Origin of the sequence: uncultured Ruegeria sp. (assembly GCF_947497005.1) — a bacterium.
Classification (GTDB): domain Bacteria; phylum Pseudomonadota; class Alphaproteobacteria; order Rhodobacterales; family Rhodobacteraceae; genus Ruegeria.
Genome location: NZ_CANMFF010000007.1, coordinates 256,549 through 274,658 on the forward strand (window position 1 = coordinate 256,549; position 18,110 = coordinate 274,658).

Annotated in this window: 15 protein-coding genes and 1 tRNA gene; 10 read left to right on the plus strand and 6 right to left on the minus strand. The window is 55.1% G+C overall.

What is annotated here, in order from left to right; all coding sequences use genetic code 11:
• Nucleotides 1-11: 11 nt before the first annotated feature.
• The gene (locus Q0816_RS12370) at nt 12-323 is read right to left on the minus strand and encodes a hypothetical protein (protein WP_298850875.1); all 312 of its coding nucleotides are present in this window, start codon (nt 321-323) and stop codon (nt 12-14) included.
• 68 nt (nt 324-391) lie between these two features.
• On the opposite strand from Q0816_RS12370, the gene Q0816_RS12375 reads away from it, so the two are divergent.
• Nucleotides 392-1,333, plus strand: coding sequence for a YcaO-like family protein (locus Q0816_RS12375; protein WP_298850877.1), 942 nt, complete (start codon nt 392-394; stop codon nt 1,331-1,333).
• 7 nt (nt 1,334-1,340) lie between these two features.
• Here Q0816_RS12375 and Q0816_RS12380 read toward each other — a convergent pair whose 3' ends face one another.
• Both Q0816_RS12380 and Q0816_RS12385 read right to left on the minus strand, forming a co-directional pair.
• Nucleotides 1,341-2,588 (minus strand): hypothetical protein, encoded by a 1,248-nt coding sequence (locus Q0816_RS12380; protein WP_298850879.1) that lies wholly within the window; start codon nt 2,586-2,588, stop codon nt 1,341-1,343.
• A 145-nt stretch (nt 2,589-2,733) separates the two neighbouring features.
• Complete coding sequence (locus Q0816_RS12385) at nt 2,734-4,716, minus strand: hypothetical protein (RefSeq protein WP_298850881.1); 1,983 nt, start codon at nt 4,714-4,716, stop codon at nt 2,734-2,736.
• A gap of 443 nt (nt 4,717-5,159) precedes the next feature.
• On the opposite strand from Q0816_RS12385, the gene Q0816_RS12390 reads away from it, so the two are divergent.
• Nucleotides 5,160-5,249 (plus strand) — tRNA-Ser (locus Q0816_RS12390).
• A 129-nt stretch (nt 5,250-5,378) separates the two neighbouring features.
• Nucleotides 5,379-5,801, plus strand: coding sequence for an Arm DNA-binding domain-containing protein (locus tag Q0816_RS12395; protein ID WP_298850923.1), 423 nt, complete (start codon nt 5,379-5,381; stop codon nt 5,799-5,801).
• A gap of 553 nt (nt 5,802-6,354) precedes the next feature.
• On the opposite strand, the gene Q0816_RS12400 is transcribed toward Q0816_RS12395, so the two are convergent.
• The 3 genes from Q0816_RS12400 to Q0816_RS12410 all read right to left on the minus strand — a co-directional run bounded on the left by Q0816_RS12400 (nt 6,355) and on the right by Q0816_RS12410 (nt 9,510).
• Nucleotides 6,355-7,773 carry a TRAP transporter large permease gene (locus Q0816_RS12400; RefSeq protein ID WP_298850883.1) on the minus strand — a complete coding sequence of 473 codons (1,419 nt, stop codon included), beginning with the start codon at nt 7,771-7,773 and terminating at the stop codon, nt 6,355-6,357.
• The gene (locus Q0816_RS12405; RefSeq protein WP_298850885.1) at nt 7,773-8,438 is read right to left on the minus strand and encodes a TRAP transporter small permease; all 666 of its coding nucleotides are present in this window, start codon (nt 8,436-8,438) and stop codon (nt 7,773-7,775) included. Before Q0816_RS12405 ends, Q0816_RS12400 begins: the two co-directional genes overlap by 1 nt.
• A 70-nt stretch (nt 8,439-8,508) precedes the next feature.
• Complete coding sequence (locus tag Q0816_RS12410; RefSeq protein ID WP_298850886.1) at nt 8,509-9,510, minus strand: DctP family TRAP transporter solute-binding subunit; 1,002 nt, start codon at nt 9,508-9,510, stop codon at nt 8,509-8,511.
• Nucleotides 9,511-9,679: 169 nt separating this feature from the next.
• Between Q0816_RS12410 and Q0816_RS12415 the strand changes: the two genes are divergently transcribed.
• From Q0816_RS12415 to Q0816_RS12445, 7 genes are all read left to right on the plus strand, one after another.
• Complete coding sequence (locus tag Q0816_RS12415; RefSeq protein ID WP_298850888.1) at nt 9,680-10,585, plus strand: alpha/beta hydrolase; 906 nt, start codon at nt 9,680-9,682, stop codon at nt 10,583-10,585.
• The gene (gene leuC, locus Q0816_RS12420; RefSeq protein ID WP_298850890.1) at nt 10,582-11,976 is read left to right on the plus strand and encodes a 3-isopropylmalate dehydratase large subunit; all 1,395 of its coding nucleotides are present in this window, start codon (nt 10,582-10,584) and stop codon (nt 11,974-11,976) included. The genes Q0816_RS12415 and leuC overlap by 4 nt, the downstream gene beginning before the upstream one ends.
• Nucleotide 11,977: 1 nt before the next feature.
• Complete coding sequence (leuD, locus tag Q0816_RS12425) at nt 11,978-12,583, plus strand: 3-isopropylmalate dehydratase small subunit (protein WP_298850892.1); 606 nt, start codon at nt 11,978-11,980, stop codon at nt 12,581-12,583.
• A gap of 15 nt (nt 12,584-12,598) precedes the next feature.
• Nucleotides 12,599-13,510: a LysR family transcriptional regulator gene (locus Q0816_RS12430; RefSeq protein WP_298850894.1), complete on the plus strand. Its 912-nt coding sequence runs from the start codon at nt 12,599-12,601 to the stop codon at nt 13,508-13,510.
• A gap of 518 nt (nt 13,511-14,028) precedes the next feature.
• Nucleotides 14,029-16,251, plus strand: coding sequence for a tetratricopeptide repeat protein (locus Q0816_RS12435; RefSeq protein WP_298850896.1), 2,223 nt, complete (start codon nt 14,029-14,031; stop codon nt 16,249-16,251).
• A 655-nt stretch (nt 16,252-16,906) separates the two neighbouring features.
• The gene (locus tag Q0816_RS12440) at nt 16,907-17,206 is read left to right on the plus strand and encodes an Arm DNA-binding domain-containing protein (RefSeq protein ID WP_298850898.1); all 300 of its coding nucleotides are present in this window, start codon (nt 16,907-16,909) and stop codon (nt 17,204-17,206) included.
• A gap of 187 nt (nt 17,207-17,393) precedes the next feature.
• Nucleotides 17,394-18,065, plus strand: coding sequence for a hypothetical protein (locus Q0816_RS12445; protein WP_298850900.1), 672 nt, complete (start codon nt 17,394-17,396; stop codon nt 18,063-18,065).
• Nucleotides 18,066-18,110: the final 45 nt, after the last annotated feature.

Here is an 18,110-nt window from a genome sequence, read left to right on the forward strand (position 1 = left end):
GGACACCCTCTTTATTTGCCGCAACCGAAGACGACGATACCGCCCATTGCCTCACAGGCGAAGTCATCGCACCACGATTTGTAGTCGGCGTTGTCTTCGGTGATTTTGTCCGAAATATCCGGAATGATGATATTGATCAAGTCTTTGTTATCATAAGCGAAATGAACCTCCAGCCCCTCATTTGCGGCGACCATCTCGCGGATTTTTGATTCTGCTTCTTCCTCAAGCCCCTTTTCACCGAGCGCACGGCCACGTGCTGCCCTGAGGACTTCGCAGCCCAGATCTTTGATCGAAAACTGTGGGTTTAAAATAAGACGAGCCATGTAAAATCTCCTTCTCAAACAATAATGCTCATTTGTATAACCCCTCATATCCTTATCAGGAAACGAAAATGACCGATGCGTTCATTGAAAGGGCCGAAGCTGCGCGGCTTATTTCCAGACCCTCTTTTGCTGATTTTCCCAAAGACACTCCGATCCACGCGGCCTTTCGCAAGATCGAATTGCGCGCCGGGACTCAGCCGCCCAAAGGTGCGATGAAACATCGGGTGTCCTTCGGCACCGGCTGCACCAGGGAAGAGGCCGCGCGACTGGCGGGGTTTGAGGCGATAGAACGCTATGCTCTGCAATACAGCAGTGACGAGCCTGAAACCCGCGAAAGCCTGATCGCATCGGACGGCGCAATCCATGTGATGCCAAGTGGTGCACTTGCACTGGGTGCCCCGTGCAGTAACGGGAAGATCACCTCAAAAGGTGCCGCTGCCGGCCCGACGCATGAGGCCGCAGCCTTGTGGGCCGCGCTGGAGTTTCTGGAGCACGCTCTTGGGTCACAAGAGTTTACTCATCTGTTGCCGGAAACAGCACTGCCCTGTGATCTGACCCGCTGGCTAAATGCACACTTGCGGCAACTGAGCATTCACATCCACGAAGTCCCGGGCATCGGCCTTTTGTTACGTGCGGTCTGCGCAGATGTGGATGGCGGCAGGCCAACCTACGGCACAGCGTTTTCCGCCGATCTGGCGCAAGGCGTCTGGCACGCTGCATCCGAGGCAGTGGTGTCTTGGCGCAACATGGTGATGCTTGATCATAACGGCGTGACAGAAGACGGCATGGACACTGAACAAACGCGTTTGTTCCGGTTGTATCGCGGCGCGCAATCTGACCGGGCTACTGCTCCGACAACGCTGTTCGATGTGGAAGGGTGGGACGCCCCAAACCCGACGCTCACGGGCGTGTTGAGAGCGGCGAGCAAAATTGCTTGCCGTCCGGTTGCGATTTTTGACATGACGGCCCCGGAAATCCCTCTGCCGGTGGTCAAAATCGCGTCGATTTGAGCGCCCTTCAGTTTTTGTTTTCACGAAAAGGCGTCGAGTCACCCTCGGCTTCTGCCTCGCACTGATCCGCGAATTCAGAGATCTGCCTGCATCGTTGGGTCTCGGGCAAACCACAAACAAACCGCGCCGGATCAACATCTGGGATTTCAACAAACTCTACGCGAGTGATCGCACGTGGTTTGGCAGCAACTGTGATAAGGGGGCCGACCTCAATCAGGCTGGCGAGTGTATACCCCGAGACGGGTCGCGCCGATGCGCCTGATCCCAATGTGATTTCATCCAGGAACCACGGGTCATCGTCGGCAGGTCCGAACTCCAGACGCATGGGCATTCCTGGCGCACCGCGTGCGTATCGGACCCAATCCAAAGGCACGTTGTTTTCGCCCGCAAACAGATCGGATTCATGGAACGCCTGAATATAGAGCACCAACGGATCAGAGAACGCCATCGCTCGGCCAGTCGGTGACGCGCCGCCTTTTCCGAAGGCCAAATCGAGTGTTTCTTTGGCCAATCGGGTCCCGGCATGCTGGCAATACAGGTCTTGCCGGTATGCGAAATCAAGCACTTCTCCCAGCCGCGCACGCCTTCTGTTTTCGCCGCTGGTTACAAGATACGGGAAGGAGGAAAGATGCATGGTATGGATCAGATCGATCAGACTGTTTGCCTTATTGGCCATAAACAGAACATGCTGGATATTCAGCGGATGTTCCGGCGGTTGCACGTGATTCCGACCAACCAGCCTTTTGTGGAAGCGAGCCATGCGCTGAGAAACCTCCATCAAGTTCCACTCTGATTGCGAGGCTTCAAACAGGTCCTCGCAGGAGTAGAAACTTCCGGACACAGTTGCGACCACCGAAAGAAAATGATCCAGGTCGAACACCGCCATGGTTCGCCACCATTCCATAAACTCGGTCGTGGCCACAAACCGCTTTGGACGCATTCTGCCGCTGGCATCGGGTCGCATTACCAGCGTGTATTCCAAGTATTCGTTGTGCAATTCAGCCCTGCTGGACCAACCTTGATCAGACAGGCGCGCGGCCAGTTCATCGCCCAGACAATCCCGGGGCTCGCGCGGATTGGCCAGCCATCTGAACCCACGCGCAGGCTGGCCCAATTCTATGTCACGCGGGTCCATGACCAGAAACGGGCTGACGCCGCATCCATCGAAGATGTCCTGAATACTTGAATTCCAAGCTGACAGGGCGGCTGTGTTCACACCTTGATCGGCAAGGCCCGGCGATTTGAAAACAGACATCAACGAACACCGCTGAAATTTAGAAACACAAGGATGGAATGCCGGGTACCGATGCCATCGCGGAATCGATTCCAATCGGGGCATCGCAACAGGTGACGCGTAGGGAAACATCATGAAGAATGACCGGACATGGTGTTGGACACACTCATTCTTCCCAGCCCGCCTGTTCAGGCAAATGACGGGTCCACCACCTTTCAGGCGTACTGTTCGCAATGTGGATTTGACTGCCGGAGAAACGATTGCCAACGATGTTGAGCCAATCTCCATCAAACGTCTCAAGAGACATATTCGCGGTCTCCGGGAATTTGGCCAAATGTTCGGCCAGAATGCCAACGGCAACACGTTCGCCCATCCGAACACTGTCGAAATAGTCGCTGTAAAAGTGAACCCCTGCCAGATTGCGCCCGATCGCGACATTCGCGGCCAGCTTGTTCAGCTCACCGTTCAGCGTCAGCTTGGCACCGCTGTCGGATGGTCGTGCGGACTCGATCAACGTTTTGCCCCCCGCCGCCGGAACAAGAACTTGCGGCATTGCCGCCTCGGTCAAAGCCACCCGGGAACCGTCCGGGGCATGGGTCTTGAAAAACGCCTTGAGCACGGTGGCGCATGCGCCGGCAACAGCCCCGTGCCCCGCTCCATATGACGGGTGCATCGGTGAGCCTTCAGGATACGCAACAGGCAACAGCAAGTTGCGATCATTTGTCGGCAAACCCTTACGGGAAACTGTACCATGTACGAAACGTCTAGCAGACGGCGCGTCAGCAATAGCAACAATGAGACTGAAGTCCTCACAAACGGCGCTTTCCAGTTTTTTCAAATGGGCGGCAGCAAACGGCTCAGCTGGGCCAAGCACCACGCCGTGCCCATTCGCTATCAGACTCGCAATGCTGCCCAACTTTTCGGGGCGTGCGCGGTTGTGTACCTGAAACGTCTGGCGTTTCACGGCCCGCAAAGCCCGGGTTGCGGTTTCTGCCAGCAATGACAGCACATGTGCCCCAGCCCAAGAGGTTCCAGACTCATGCGTGCAGGTACGCCCAGCATCGGGCAGGCCTCCATCCGTCTCAGTACCTTGGTCGAGCATCAGAAGACAGGCATTGAAAAAGGCCTGATAAATCGTGTCGAAATGTACGTAAGTTGCAAGATCGCGCGGCGTTTCAATGAATTTCGGGCCGTCATTCTCAAAGGCCTGTTCGCCGGTAGTGTCGGCCCCGTTCTGAACATCCAGCCATTCAGCCCAATCCCGCAGGTAATCCACGCCCACAGCCTGGGGCGCAACTCTCTGGTCGATCCGCAACGCACCAAATGGCATTGCCCCGGTGGCCACAGACTGTGTCAACCGTTGCCCCCGCGCATGGGCATCGCCGACCGTCAGAGGTTCATGCCCCTGTACCAGAAATTGCGATAGGTACGGCCCCTGCGCGCAGCCCTGGCTGCAGCCTCGGAACAATGTCTGAGGTGTCAGTCCCTCGCCATCACGCACCCGCCGGGCGGCCGGTACTTTTCCAATCTCTGTGCCATCGGCTTCCTCGGGGCAACCGGCGCGGGAGAACCACTCTAACTGACCAAGTGCGCCAACCACTTTGCCCGCTTCGTCCGCGCCATCCCGAAGGGTTTCAAAGGGCACATCCCGCAGATAGGCCATCGCATAGGCTTCAGCCATTTCCGCCGCCAGCTCATCTGATCCAAGTCTGGGCGCCGGGGCGATACCCAAACCACCAGCATCCGAGCCATTAAGGCCCAACCGGTGACCCAGGATTGGCCCTTCCCACGCACGCCATCTAAATTCGCCACCCTCTGATGGCGTGGTGCGGAAGGGCCCGGAATAGGCTGGTGTATCAAACAACGCCAGCCTGTTTCCATGATTGTCGGTGCAGGTTGGGTCAGCCACTTCTTCCAGAAACTCAGCGTAAACCTGCGCATCGACGATACCGTTTTCATCATGCCGCAAGCCCTTCGAGAAATTCGTGGGCCATATCCCTACGAACATATCTGATTCACCGTTATGATCCTTGCCCCCCCTTTCTGGGGTGCCAATCTGAATGCTGGAACGGCATTGATCGCTGCCTACGTCATGATTGGGCTTCCAAAGGTGCTGCCACGGCTCGGACGGAACGGTATGTTGCGGCATGTTATTCTCCTATTCAACGGAACAACGATTCGCATTCGGGCGTTACCGGATCGTGACCGGATCGTGATCGGTGCATTCAACGCGCGTTTTTTCGTGCCTTACAGCACTTTGAGCCCATCTTCTGAATGTAAACGGCCGTATCGCAACGGAATACAAAGCACCGCTGCTGGGTCTGGACAACGCCAGAATGAGGCGCCTTACACCTCGGGACACAATTTAGGGTGTCGCTTTCATAGCTTACGCCACAGGACCGAGTGTCGCGAATCTACACCTCGCAAGAATGGGCTGTAGAACAGCGGCCATGGTCCAATGTCGGCCTGAAACCTTTTTAATTCTGCGGGAATTGTTGCGTTTTCAAAGATTTCCGGGGTTTCAAAGAAAACTACCAAACCCACGAGAATTGACCTTGTATTTCCGTTGCTTGCAAGGATATACCCATCGGCGGAGACGTGGCCGAGTGGTCGAAGGCGCTCCCCTGCTAAGGGAGTAGGCCCGGAAGGGTCTCGAGGGTTCGAATCCCTTCGTCTCCGCCATCAACCTATTTCGGCGAAGTGGCATGACCTGTCTAACGTGCCATATTCCTATAAATAATCAGCACTTACCATCTCATAGTATCATCTTGAGTTTTGCCAAGTTGTCCTTAGAATATTTCGTTGAGCGGTATGTTTTGTGGTATTTTCATCTCTGCGCTCAGAGGAAAGCTGACAAAGAAGCTGGTAGAGAATCTTGGCCCGGGTCGGCATGGCGACGGTTTTGGCCTTTACCTTGTTGTTGACCCTTCAGGTGCGCGGCGCTGGATCGTACGCGTTACGGTAAAGGGGCAGAAGAACCGAAAGGGCGCGCCGCTGCGCACAGATTTCGGTTTAGGCGGCGCCGATGTCGTCACACTGAATCAAGCCCGAGAAAGAGCCCTCGAATACCGGCGAATGGCGAAAGCTGGGTTAAACCCTCGATTCAATGCTCAGCGCGAAATCCCGACCTTTGAAGAACTCAGCCGTCAGGTTCACATTGACCGCCTGCCAACATGGAAGAACGCCAAGCGCGGCCAGCAATGGCTCAACACCTTGAAGACGTTAAGCAATTGATCCAGTGGATCAATTGTAGTCTGAACGGGCTGCTTTGGATTTTCTGACGCTGGTTGCGGGAGCAGGATTTGGCCTTTGCCGAACGTCAGCGGAACTATTAATCTAACAGGCCAACTTTGCGCATGCCCTGGCTGTTTGAATTAATGACCGCATTGGGACGGATGGCAGACCCAGCATTGAAGTGCGCTAAAGATGTCTTGCGGATTTTTCCGCCATTGGCCCGCTTGCGCCGGAGGGCCGCAGACAGCCCAAAGTGGACCATCAAATCCAAGCAAGGTGACTTCCGAGATGAGGACAAGACGGACCTCGGTTGGTTTAGTAATAACGACCGCTATGTTCGCTTCACAACGACCGTAAGATCGACCTGCGCATAGAGCCGAAATTGAGCTGGATTATTCGACTGAGCCACTCCCAGACTGATCACTTAAACCCTCAAAGTAGATGGAAGGAGATTTCTGGCATTGTTACTCCGTTGAACCATCACAATAGTCGCACAAATCCTACTATCTTGAACAAAATGCGCTGGCGACAGATGCCGCCAGCGCAGTGCCCGTCACTGGGTTATGATTTCCGGTCCCATGAACGTATTGGGGAGGAATGTAGACAAGAACGGAACGTAGGTGACGACGATCAGGAACACGAACAGCACGGCAAGGAACGGCAGGGCTGCCTTGACCACACTCATCATCGGCATCCCGGCAACGCCCGAGGTGACGAAGAGGTTTAAGCCCACCGGCGGGGTGATCATACCGATCTCCATGTTCACCACCATGATGATGCCCAGATGGATCGGATCGATGCCCAGCTCGATAGCGATGGGAAAGACCAGGGGTGCTACGATAACAAGCAAGCCCGAGGGTTCCATGAACTGACCCCCTATCAGCAGGATGATGTTGACGACCACCAGGAACATCACTGGCCCGAAGCCCGCAGACAGCATCGCGTTGGCGACCTGCTGCGGGATTTGCTCATCCGTCAGCACATGTTTCAGGATCAGCGCGTTGGCGATCACAAACAGCAGTGTCACGGTCAGTTTCCCCGCATCGAACAAGGTCTTTTGCGTGTCCGGATGCACAATGGCTGTGATAATCGCCCATGGTTTGTTCTTTAGGGGAATGCGCAGCCCGGCAGGCGCGTTTTCGATCACTGCGGCGGCCGACAGGCTGCGGGTTTTGGGGGCAGCCAGCGGACCCATGTCTTTGTAGACAAAGGTGGAGATGAAGAAAGCATAGACGGCGGCCACAGCGGCGGCTTCGGTAGGCGTGAAGATACCACCATAGATACCGCCCAGAATAATCACGATCAGGAACAGGCCCCAACCGGCTTCACGGCCCGACTGGAAAACTTCACCCCAACCCTTCCACTCGCCCTTGGGCAGGTTCTTGATCTTGGCGATGACATAAATGGTGACCATCAGCATCACACCGGCCAACAGTCCTGGAATGACACCTGCAAGGAACATCCGGCCCACCGACACCTCGACCGAGGCGGCATAGACCACCATCACGATGGAGGGTGGGATCAGGATGCCCAGCGTACCAGCATTACAGATCACACCGGCGGCGAACTCCTTCGAGTATCCGACCTGCCGCATACCAGAGATCACGATTGTACCGATGGCGACAACGGTGGCTGGCGATGAACCTGACAGCGCGGCAAACAGCATACAGGCAAACACGCCCGCAATCGCGAGGCCGCCCGGGAAATGGCCGACACATGCTATCGAGAAGCGAATGATCCGCCGCGCCACACCGCCTGTTGTCATAAAGGCCGAAGCCAGAATGAAGAACGGGATCGCCAGCAGGGTAAAGTGGCCTTCGAATGCGGCAAACAAGGTCTGCGCGACCGAGGCCAGCGAACTGTCGGAAAACCACAGCAGGAATAGAATTGAAGACATCCCAAGCGAGATCGCAATCGGGACGCCGATCATCAGGAAGCCGATGACCATGGCAAAGAGAAGGACGGTTTCCATTATTTTGCCTCCGCGTTCTGGGCTTCAATCTCAGCCAGTTCTTCTTCAACCTCGTGGCTGGCCACGAGCCGATCCGTCTTTCCGTTTAGGATGCTGAATGTCGCCTGAACAAACCTCAGCAACAGCAAGGCCATCGAAATCGGCAGCACGATGTAGGGCAGAAAACGCGGGATTTTTTCGTAGGCCTCGCCCTCGTTGAAGGTGTCTGCCATCCAGGCGAGGATACCGGGCATCGGGACGTCATTGGTCTCGTACCAGCCCTTCTCGCGATAGTCTTGCTCGAACCCAAGCGGGAACCAGCGTCCTTCGGTGGCGGGCAGGTTGGCGAAGTTGGCCCAGTAGTCCCACGATCCTTTCAGCATAAGAAGTGAGAAGGCGACACAAACAGCGGCAGCGGTCAATGCCAGCCACTTTCGGGCGTCTCCGTGCAGCATGTTCACCACCAGATCGACCCCCAGATGTGCGTGTTTTTTCACCGCATAGGACGACCCAAGCAGAACCAGCCAGGCGAACATGAAGACGGTCATCTCCAATGCCCAAAGGATATTTGAGTTAAAGACATATCTGGCGACGACGTTGGCAAATGTCAGTGCGGTCATCAGACCCAGAATTGCGGCGATCAAAACTTCTTCGATCCGGTCCATGAACGAGTGATTGTTGGTCATAGCCTACCCTCCCAACAGCCGTTTTCAGGAAAACAGCAGGCAGGAATGTCCTGCCCGCCGATGGTGTGGCTCAGAAGCCAGAGTTGATCTGAACTGCTGTGTCGAGGGAGTCCTGACCGATATCGACAGAGAACTGCTCCCATACCGGCTGCATGGCGGTGACCCATTCCAGACGTTCGTCATCCGACAGGGTGCGAATGGTGCCGCCCGCGTCCAGGATCGCCTGACGGTTCTTTTGATTGACCTCATAGGATTCTGAGTTTCGGGTGGCTGTCACCTCGCCCAGTATGGTCAGAAATTGCTCGCGCACCTCCGGGTCCAGACTGTCCAGCCAGTCGACCGAGGTCACGACCAGATAGTCGATGATGCCGTGATTGGTCTCGGTGATGCCATCCTGCACTTCAAAGAACTTCTTGCCATAAATGTTGGACCAGACGTTTTCCTGGCCGTCTACAACACCCTGCTGAAGCGCGCCGTAGACCTCCGAGAACGCCATCTTCTGAGGGCTACCTCCGATGGCTTCCATCTGCGCCACCAGCACGTCCGAGGACATGACCCGGAATTTCAACCCATCCGCGTCGGCCGGTGTAACCAGCGGAACATTGGCCGACATCTGTTTCATGCCGTTGTGCCAGAAAGTCAGCCCTTGAAGGCCACGGCGCTGCATCGAATCCAGCAGAGCTTGCCCGGCGTCCGAGCTCTGGAATGCATCGACCGCCTCGATATTCTTGAATAGGAACGGAAGGTCGAAGATACGGAATTTCTTGGTGAATTTCTCGAACTTGGACAACGACGGCGCGGCCAATTGTACGTCGCCCTGCAACATGGCCTCAAGCACCTTGTCGTCATTGTAGAGGGTCGAGTTTGGGAAGACCTCCATACAGGCTTTCCCGTCCATCTCTTCGTTGATGCGCTGTTCCAGCAGCGTCGCTGCAATGCCCTTGGGGTGTTTGTCGGTATTGGTTACATGGCTGAACTTGATGACGACTTCGCCCGGATCACAGGCGGCAAATGCGGAACCTGCACCAGTAACGAGCGCAACAACCAGACTTGATGTCTTCCAGATATTCATAGCTTCCTCCCTTTCAGTCAGGCCGGGCTGACCTGAATAAATATGCTGATCGAGATTACATGCTTGAGCGGTGATGATTTTTCGGAAGAATTGATCAGTAAATCCGATCAATATTATCGAAAAGGTCGGCTATATTGAATAACCAATCGTTTTAGCGGAGCGCACAGATATGTTTCTGGATTTCGAGGAACTGACTTTGAATGTCGGCGAGCAGAAGATTTTTGTGCGCCACGGTGGCGACCCCGGCAATCCGGGCCTTTTGCTGTTGCACGGCTATCCGCAGACATCAGCCATGTGGCACGCGGTTGCCCCGCAACTCACAGATCAGTTTCATGTCATCTGCGCCGACCTGCGCGGATATGGCCGCTCGTCCAAACCCGCCTCAGATGATCGGCATACGCCCTATTCGAAACGCGAAATGGCAAAAGACATGGTCTCCGTCATGTCTCAGATGGGGCATGAGATCTTTCTGGTCGGTGCACATGATCGCGGTGCGCGTGTCACCCACCGAATGGCGCTGGATCATTCCCAAATAGTCCGCGCGATAGTCCTGTTGGACATCGCACCGACTCGCGAAATGTATCGCGATACCTCAATGGAATTTGCCAGCGCCTATTGGCACTGGTTCTTTCTGATTCAGAAACACCCCATCCCGGAACAGATTATCGGCAAAGATCCCGCGCAGTTCTGGAAATTGAAATGCTTCAATCAGGCCAAGGGCAAAAACCCCTTTGCCGCTGCGGCGCTCAACGAATACATCGACGCCTTCAGCGCACCCGAGGCGGTCCATGCCGCTTGCGAGGATTATCGTGCCGCTGCGACCATCGATATCGAACATGACGATCAGGACGACGGGCGGAAGATAGAACAACCGCTTATGGTCCTATGGGCCAAGCGCGGGGTGATCGAAACCTGCTTTGATGCAATGGCGCTGTGGCAGGAGCGAGCGCACCGGGTTGAGGGCGAGGCCGTCGATGCCACGCATTACATGGCCGAAGAGATCCCGGACGAAATAGCCAGCCGAATGCGCGCATTTTTCCTGCACCACACCGAACAGAAGGATGCTGCCGAATGAGCAGGACGCTTTACGATAAACTGGTGGACGCACATAAGGTCTGCGATCTGCCGGACGGCGACATGCTGATCTATGTCGATTTCCACATTATGAATGAATACACCAGCCCGCAGGCGTTTTCTGGGCTGGATCAGAAAGGGCTCTCCGTTTGGCGGCCCGAAGCTCATCTGTCGGTCGTTGATCACGTTAATGCCACACGGCAGCGCGATCCGCATGATGCGGCCTCCAAGCTGCTGATCGACAATCTGGAAGCCAATTGCAAAAAGCACAACATCGCCTTCTATGGCCTGGGTGACCGCCGCCAGGGGATCGAGCATGTTGTTGTCCCCGAACAGGGGCTTGTCGCGCCAGGGATGTTGATTGCCTGCGGCGACAGCCACACCACGACCTATGGGGCTTTTGGGGCGCTGGGATTTGGCATCGGTACGTCCGAGGTCGAACACGTGCTGGCGACGCAGACCCTGCGCTATAAGCGGCTGAAGACAATGCTGGTCAATATCGATGGCGATCTTGCCCCCGGTGTAACTGCCAAGGATATCATCATGAAGGTCGTTCAGGTGGTCGGCGCAGGCGGCGCCAATGGCTATGCCGTCGAGTTTTCCGGTTCCGCCATCCGCGCGCAGGAAATGTCCGGGCGGATGACAATCTGCAACATGGCGGTCGAGTTGGGCGGGCGGGCCGCCTTGATTGGAGCCGACGAAAAGGCGCTTGAGAAAACCAAAGGGCGCGCACATAGCGGCACGCTGGATTTCGGCGGACTGGATTGGAATTCGGATGCGGGCGCGGATTATGACACGGTGTTTAAGATCGACGCCGCCGATATTGCCCCGCTTGTCAGCTGGGGCACCAGCCCGGATCAGTCCGTTCCTGTCGACGGCTCAGTCCCCGCCGAGACCGAGGGGATGACGCCCAAGGCACGCGAGGTTCTGAACAGGGCGCTGGATTATATGGATTTGAAGGCCGGTCAGGCGATGACCGATATAGAAATCGACAGCGCCTTTATCGGCTCATGCACCAACAGCCGCATCGAGGATCTGCGCGCCGCGGCGACAATCCTGAAAGGCAAGAAGGTTGCCGGATCGGTGAACGCCATCGTCGTACCTGGCTCGACCTATACCCGCCTACAGGCCGAGGCTGAGGGGATCGACCGGGTGTTTATCGAAGCGGGCTTTGACTGGCGCCCGGAAAGCGGCTGTTCGATGTGCCTTGCGATGAATGACGATATCGCCATGGATGGAGAGCGGATTGCGTCCTCGACCAACCGCAATTTCGAAGGACGGCAAGGCCGCGGCGCGCGTACCCATTTGATGAGCCCTGAAATGGTGGCCGCCGCCGCCATCAATGGCCGTATCGCGGATGTCCGCGAATTTCTGAGCGAAGGAGCGGAATAAGATGCCAAAAACTGTTCATGGGCTCGCCGCCGCCCTACCACTTGCCAATGTCGATACCGATGTGATCATGCCCAAACGCTTTCTGATCACCATCACGCGCGAGGGGTTGGCAGATGGCACATTCGCCGATCTGCGCTTTCACGACGATGATACGCCGCGCGCGGATTTTGTACTGAACACACATCCCTGGCACGAGGCCAGAATATTGATTGTCGGCGATAATTTCGGCTGCGGGTCCAGCCGGGAACACGCGGTCTGGGGGCTGGTTCAATTGGGCATTCAGGGCATCATCGGCACCAGCTTTGCAGGCATTTTCTATGACAATGCGCGCAAGAACGGCCTTGCCTTGCCCATCGTCAGTCCCGAGGTCCGGGAACAACTGATGCAGGCGGCATCCCATGAGAATGGTGCCAACTATACGATTGATATCGAAAACCGGGTCATCAGGCACGGCGAGGCGGCACACCCGTTTGAAATGGACGACGCAACACAGACTGCCCATCTTGAGGGCCGCGACGACACCCTGAACTCGCTGGAATTCGCGGATGCGATCCGTGATTTTGAACGCGGGCTGGGCAATCAGCAACGGGTGCGCGTGATACGGTAGTCGGGACAGGTTGATTTGGAACTTCGCCAACTTCAGTGCTTTGTAGCGGTCGCCGAAGAGTTGCATTTTCGAAAGGCGGGCGAACGTCTTGGCCTCAGCCAGCCTGCCTTGTCCGACCGCATTTCCGCGCTGGAACACGAGCTGGGCTTTGCCCTGTTCTTTCGCACAACCCGGCAGGTCAGTTTGACGCAAGCGGGGTCCGAGTTCCTGCGCGACGCCAAGCGTATTCTGGCGGATATCGAGAAATCCGTTTCCAAAGCCCGGCATGCGGCCGACGGCGGCCTGAAGACATTGCGGGTCAGCGGGGTTGATGAGGCGATCTCGATGCTGCTGCCGCCGGCGCTGATGGAGTTCCGCAAACGGCAGCCTTCGGTACATGTGGACATTCTTGAGATTTCGTCCTCGGATTACCATACGCAAGAGCTTGCAAATCACCGCACCGACATTGCTTTTGTCCGCAAACCCCCTGAGGAGGAGTATTTGAAAGCGGACCTTTTGTACCAGCAGGGCGCTGTTGTGGTCTTGCCATCCTCATCGGAACTTGCAAGCCGGGGCACGCTGTCAGCGGCAGATATCAGGGATCATCCGATTATCGGGTTTCCAAAACACGCCCGCCCAATCCTTCACGACCTGCTCTGGAACAGCTATCGCGCCCATGGGTGGCAACCAGACATCGCCTGCGAAGTCATCGACAAATCCACCATGTTGCAGCTGGTGGCGCACGGGGTTGGCATCGGGCTGGCACCTGCATGGATTCGCGCCCTGGCGCCTGCACATTTGAGTTGCATCCCGTACCAAACGGATGGCGAAAGCATCGAACTCTACATTGCGCGACGGGCAGCGGAGAACTCGAAAATGGTGGATGAGTTCGTGGACGTGGTCAAAGACGTCTCTTCGGGCCTGCACCCTTTCGGGGTGGGTCAGTGACACGACCCCGATTGTGTTCCGCAGAAGCATTCGTCGGCTAAATTGCGGCAAATCCGGGAGCCTTGAAATAGCCCCAGCGTTCGCCTGGAGTGTGTATATCTCAATACTACGCGATAAGGCAAAACGCGTCGGTGAAAGTTCTGTCGGCGATCCGGCGAAGTTGGATCGTCAGTGAAGTTTGGCTTGGACCCTTCGTTCAGACAACAACGGCAGTCATCTACGGACTACGGTCGTTCGTGCGTACTGCGGCATTAAGCACTTCGGGCTCGGTGTCGCCGTTCGCTGCTTTTCGCGTCAGTGACTGGAGGAAGCCCAAACCGGACGTTGGCGCCAAAGTTTTGCAATTCCTGAAATCCAGACAAGTTGACCAAAAATCATTTCAACTGAGATGTTCAATGAACTTGCCACAGCCGCACACGAAAGAGTTCATGTTGGACGGATTTTCGTCCTAACGTATCGGGATAGGACAGCGGACCAAAATGCCATTACACTAAGTTTGCAACGGGTTGGAGGTGTCTTTGTCAAATGAGGTTAGAAGACTATCCGCAATAGTGGCTTTCGACATGGTTGGCTACAGCCGACTAATGGAGTTGGACGAGTGCGGAACCCTCGCGCGGCAAAGAACTGTCCTGAATAAGATCATTAACCCAAAGGTGATCGAGTTTGACGGTCGGGTAGTGAAGACCATGGGAGACGGAGCACTGATTGAGTTTGCCAGTGCCGTAAACGCGGTTTCATGGGCGGCTTCGGTACAACGCGCGATGATCATTCACGAACGTGATCAGGATGCGGATAAACGAATCTCTTATCGTATTGGGATCAATCTCGGTGACATTCTCGTCGAGGGAGACGACATTTTTGGGGAAGGGGTGAACGTCGCTTCCCGACTGGAAGGATTGGCTGAGCCCAACGGGATTATGATCTCGGATACGGTATTCAAAAGCGTGAAAGGCAAACTGGATCTTGGCTTTGCCGACGTCGGGCTCAACAAGGTCAAGAACCTTTCGGAGCCAATACAAGCATTCAAAGTGCTTCTTGACCCAGGCGATGCCGGCAAAATTCTTGCCGATACAAACCCGATCTCAGGCCGGATCGGAAAACCTATGGTTGTCGCAGCGGTTGTTCTTTTGGTGGGTTTGAGTGTCCTCATCGGTTCAATCTGGACTCCGAGCTTGGGTGATCCCGACGATGGAATATTGATCGTCCCGTTTACCGCCGAAACAAGCTCTGACAGGGTCTCGGCAGATATGGTGACAGAGTTGTTTCTTCGATCATACGGCAGGCTCAGGCAGTTGCCCTCTGCTTCGTATAGTACATCGATGGGGTACAAAGGTATCTCCGTCACGTTAGCGGACCTGAAACGGGACATTGATGTCAGGTATGTTCTCGACGGGTCAGTCAGAACACACGAAAACGAAATCGAAATCCGTGCGCGTCTCAGAGATGCAACAGAAAGCGGCGACGGCGTCATCTGGGAGCAAGTTGTAGAAGGGGGAAAAGATCGGCTGTTCGACCTTGTCAGCGACCTGAAATTCAAAGCAGCTGGCGCGCTGAAGCTCAAACTCAACCCGGTTGAGCGCCGATTTTTTGAAGAAACGCCCACAACTGACCAAAACGCATTTCTTGCCTATGCAAACGCCGATAGGTTGCTGCACAGCAAGGATTTCACGGATATCGGTAAAGCCCTGCCGTTATACGAGGAAGCAATCTCGCTAGATCCAAACTTTGTTGAGGCTAAGCTTGGATATGCAGAAGCCAACTTTCAAATCTGGGAAGGAAGCTACAACACAATACGTTTCACGCTGGACGCACTGGATGAAGCAAAGACTATTGTCCGAGATGTGCTTGGCACCGATCCCTCAAATTCAGTCGCTATTGGATTACAGGTCAGATTGCTATTGCAGCAACTCCAAAGGGACCGCGCTTTGTCTATGGCGAGAGCCGCAGTATTCAACAGCCCAAGCGAACCAGGCCTTAGGCTTGTGCACGGGCTCACTCTGAATGCGGTTGGCGATTACGAACAGGCCATTGAAGCGTTCAATCAGTACGAGGCGCTGTCTGCGCGCCTCAGTTCGGGCGACAAAGGGGATCTGGCTTGGAATTTACTCCGGGCGGGCAACAGCCAGAAAGCGCTTTCGTTGTTGCTTAGCATTCCGGAGAACGAACTGCGCGAACAGCATTTTAGATTTCTGGCGGAAGCTTTTTTCCGCGAAGGCAATAGTGAAAAGGCTCGTGAATATATCCAGCGCTTTCTGACCAATAACGTATGGCTGAATGTGATGTGGATGAAGCCATGGTTCGAAATTTATGATGATCCAAATGTATTCATTATCTATTCCGAAGCAATGTTGGCGTCTGGATTGCCTGAATGGCCTTATAGTTTCGACAAGGGGCGCGAAGGCGACCGCATCGGGCACGATGAGCTACTTGAATTGTACTCCGATCAGTTCGAAGAACAGTTCACGACAGGCCCATTTGGAGCGCCATATTCAGAAGAACGAAGAGCTGACGGAACGGTCGAAATGGAATTTGGTTGGATGAATGGTATCCCTCTCAATGGGACTTGGAGTATCAAAGACGATGCTATTTGTCAGAGGCTTCCTTCGGTCCATCAGGGGCGAGAACAATGCCATTTCTTATATCGTGACGCGGAAAGGTCGACCGAGACCAGATGGCATGTGTCAGCAGTCTTGTCCTTCGGTGTGATCGATTCAGAATTCATACGTCTCAGAGAGTATTGAATGCCGCGCATTGCATACCCCTATGAATTCTGCGGATGCCAGATTGGCGTTTTGCAAGGCGACATACTCACTTCTTTTAAAGATCACCTGTGAGAACTAATCGAATTTTGCAAAGTCTGCTTTCTGCGCATGGCGGACTTCCGTAGGAAGCGTTGCATCGTTTAAGAAGGGCTCATCCCCTGGCAGCAATGATAGGGCTGGCCCAGAACGACAAAAGCCGCCTTGCGGCGGCTGGTTCGGCAGTAATGGTTGCGGGAGTAGGATTTGAACCTCTGGTCCTGCGCGTTGCGCGTTCATCAGGCGATCGATCCACTGGATCGATCTCTATTCTTCCTCACCCTTCAGGTTATGAGCCTTTCGAGGTGAAGACGTTAAGCAATTGATCCAGTGGATCAATTGTAGTCTGAACGGGCTGCTTTGGATTTTCTGACGCTGGTTGCGGGAGTAGGATTTGAACCTACGACCTTCAGGTTATGAGATAGTTTACGCCCACCTGCACCAATTACGCTGGAAAGCGCCGTTCTAATCTATCTTATTGGAATCGTTGTTTTATTGTTGACGATCGCATCACTCCATTCCTACCTCTTACGCCATGAACCGCTTCCAGTTGCTTCCACAATGCTTCCACGGGGCGATGACAGGTAAAGGAATGAGCATGCCGAAACTGACCAAGCGCGCCGTAGAAGCCCTGCCCGTTGAGGCGAAGGATTACTTTGTTTGGGATAGTCAGATTGCCGGGTTTGGTGTCCGCGTCATGCCCTCCGGTGCCAAAACCTATCAGGCGCAATATCGCAAAGGTGGAAGAACACGGCGCGTTTCCATCGGTCGACATGGCAAGATCACAGTCGACGAATGGCGCAATTCAAACAGCTTCCATCATTCGGACCTGCTGAATATCTCTAAATGCGCGGAGCGCGCTGAAATCTGGATTGGCCGTCAAACCAATGCCAGGTGATGGCAGCACCGGAGCGGCTTCGCTCCGGCCCCAAAACAAATGCTGCCCCGCCGGAGGCACTCAGGGGGCGTAAGCCCCCGTACTCTTTTCCCCACATCGCCAAATCTCCCAGCGGCAGGGCATGCCGCGATAGAGGGGGGTCTTGTAACACCCCCCTCCACGAATACGAAAGCGAAGGTCATCGCAAATGGAAGCAACGATCCTGCATTCAGGCTTCGATGGGCTGAAGTTTACTATTCAGGCGGACATCCCCGACGGCTTTCGCGACGAACTGGCCTCCGCCAAGCAACATGCCAAAGACACCTACAGTGATTGCGTCCTTGAATTTGGCACCGTGTCACTCAACGTGACCAGCAAGGGTGCGCGTGGTTTTACTACACATACAGGCGATCACGGAGCGGTGTGGCTGTTTCAAGACCCACAGGACCGCATTCCCAACAATCCCGGCATCACTGTCGACTTCCGGGCCTTTGGGTTGGCCACGCGCGGTTTGGAAGGCGCAGAGCGACACTTTCGAGATTGCATGGAAGCCTTTGGAATCAAATATGTCGAAACCCAATTGCGGGTCGCACGTGCTGACTTTGCCGTGGACTTTCTGGCACCTTGGTTTGAACCCGACCGCGAAGCCTTGGTTGTTCCACCCGGCACGAAGGTCACGGAGTACACCGGTGTTGATGAAACCGCGACCGTATCCAGCGGGGCGCGTGTGGTTGGCTTGCGTGCCGGTGCCGTCGCCAATCGGCAACTGGCGATCTATGACAAGCGGGCCGAAGTGATCCAACAGAACAAGATGGGGTGGCTGACGATCTGGAATGCGGCTCTGGCAGTGACCTGCCCCCCGAGGCTCCCTCATTCATAACGAGAGTCTGCGGGTCTGGTCTTCATATTCGTCGTCGTTGGTTTG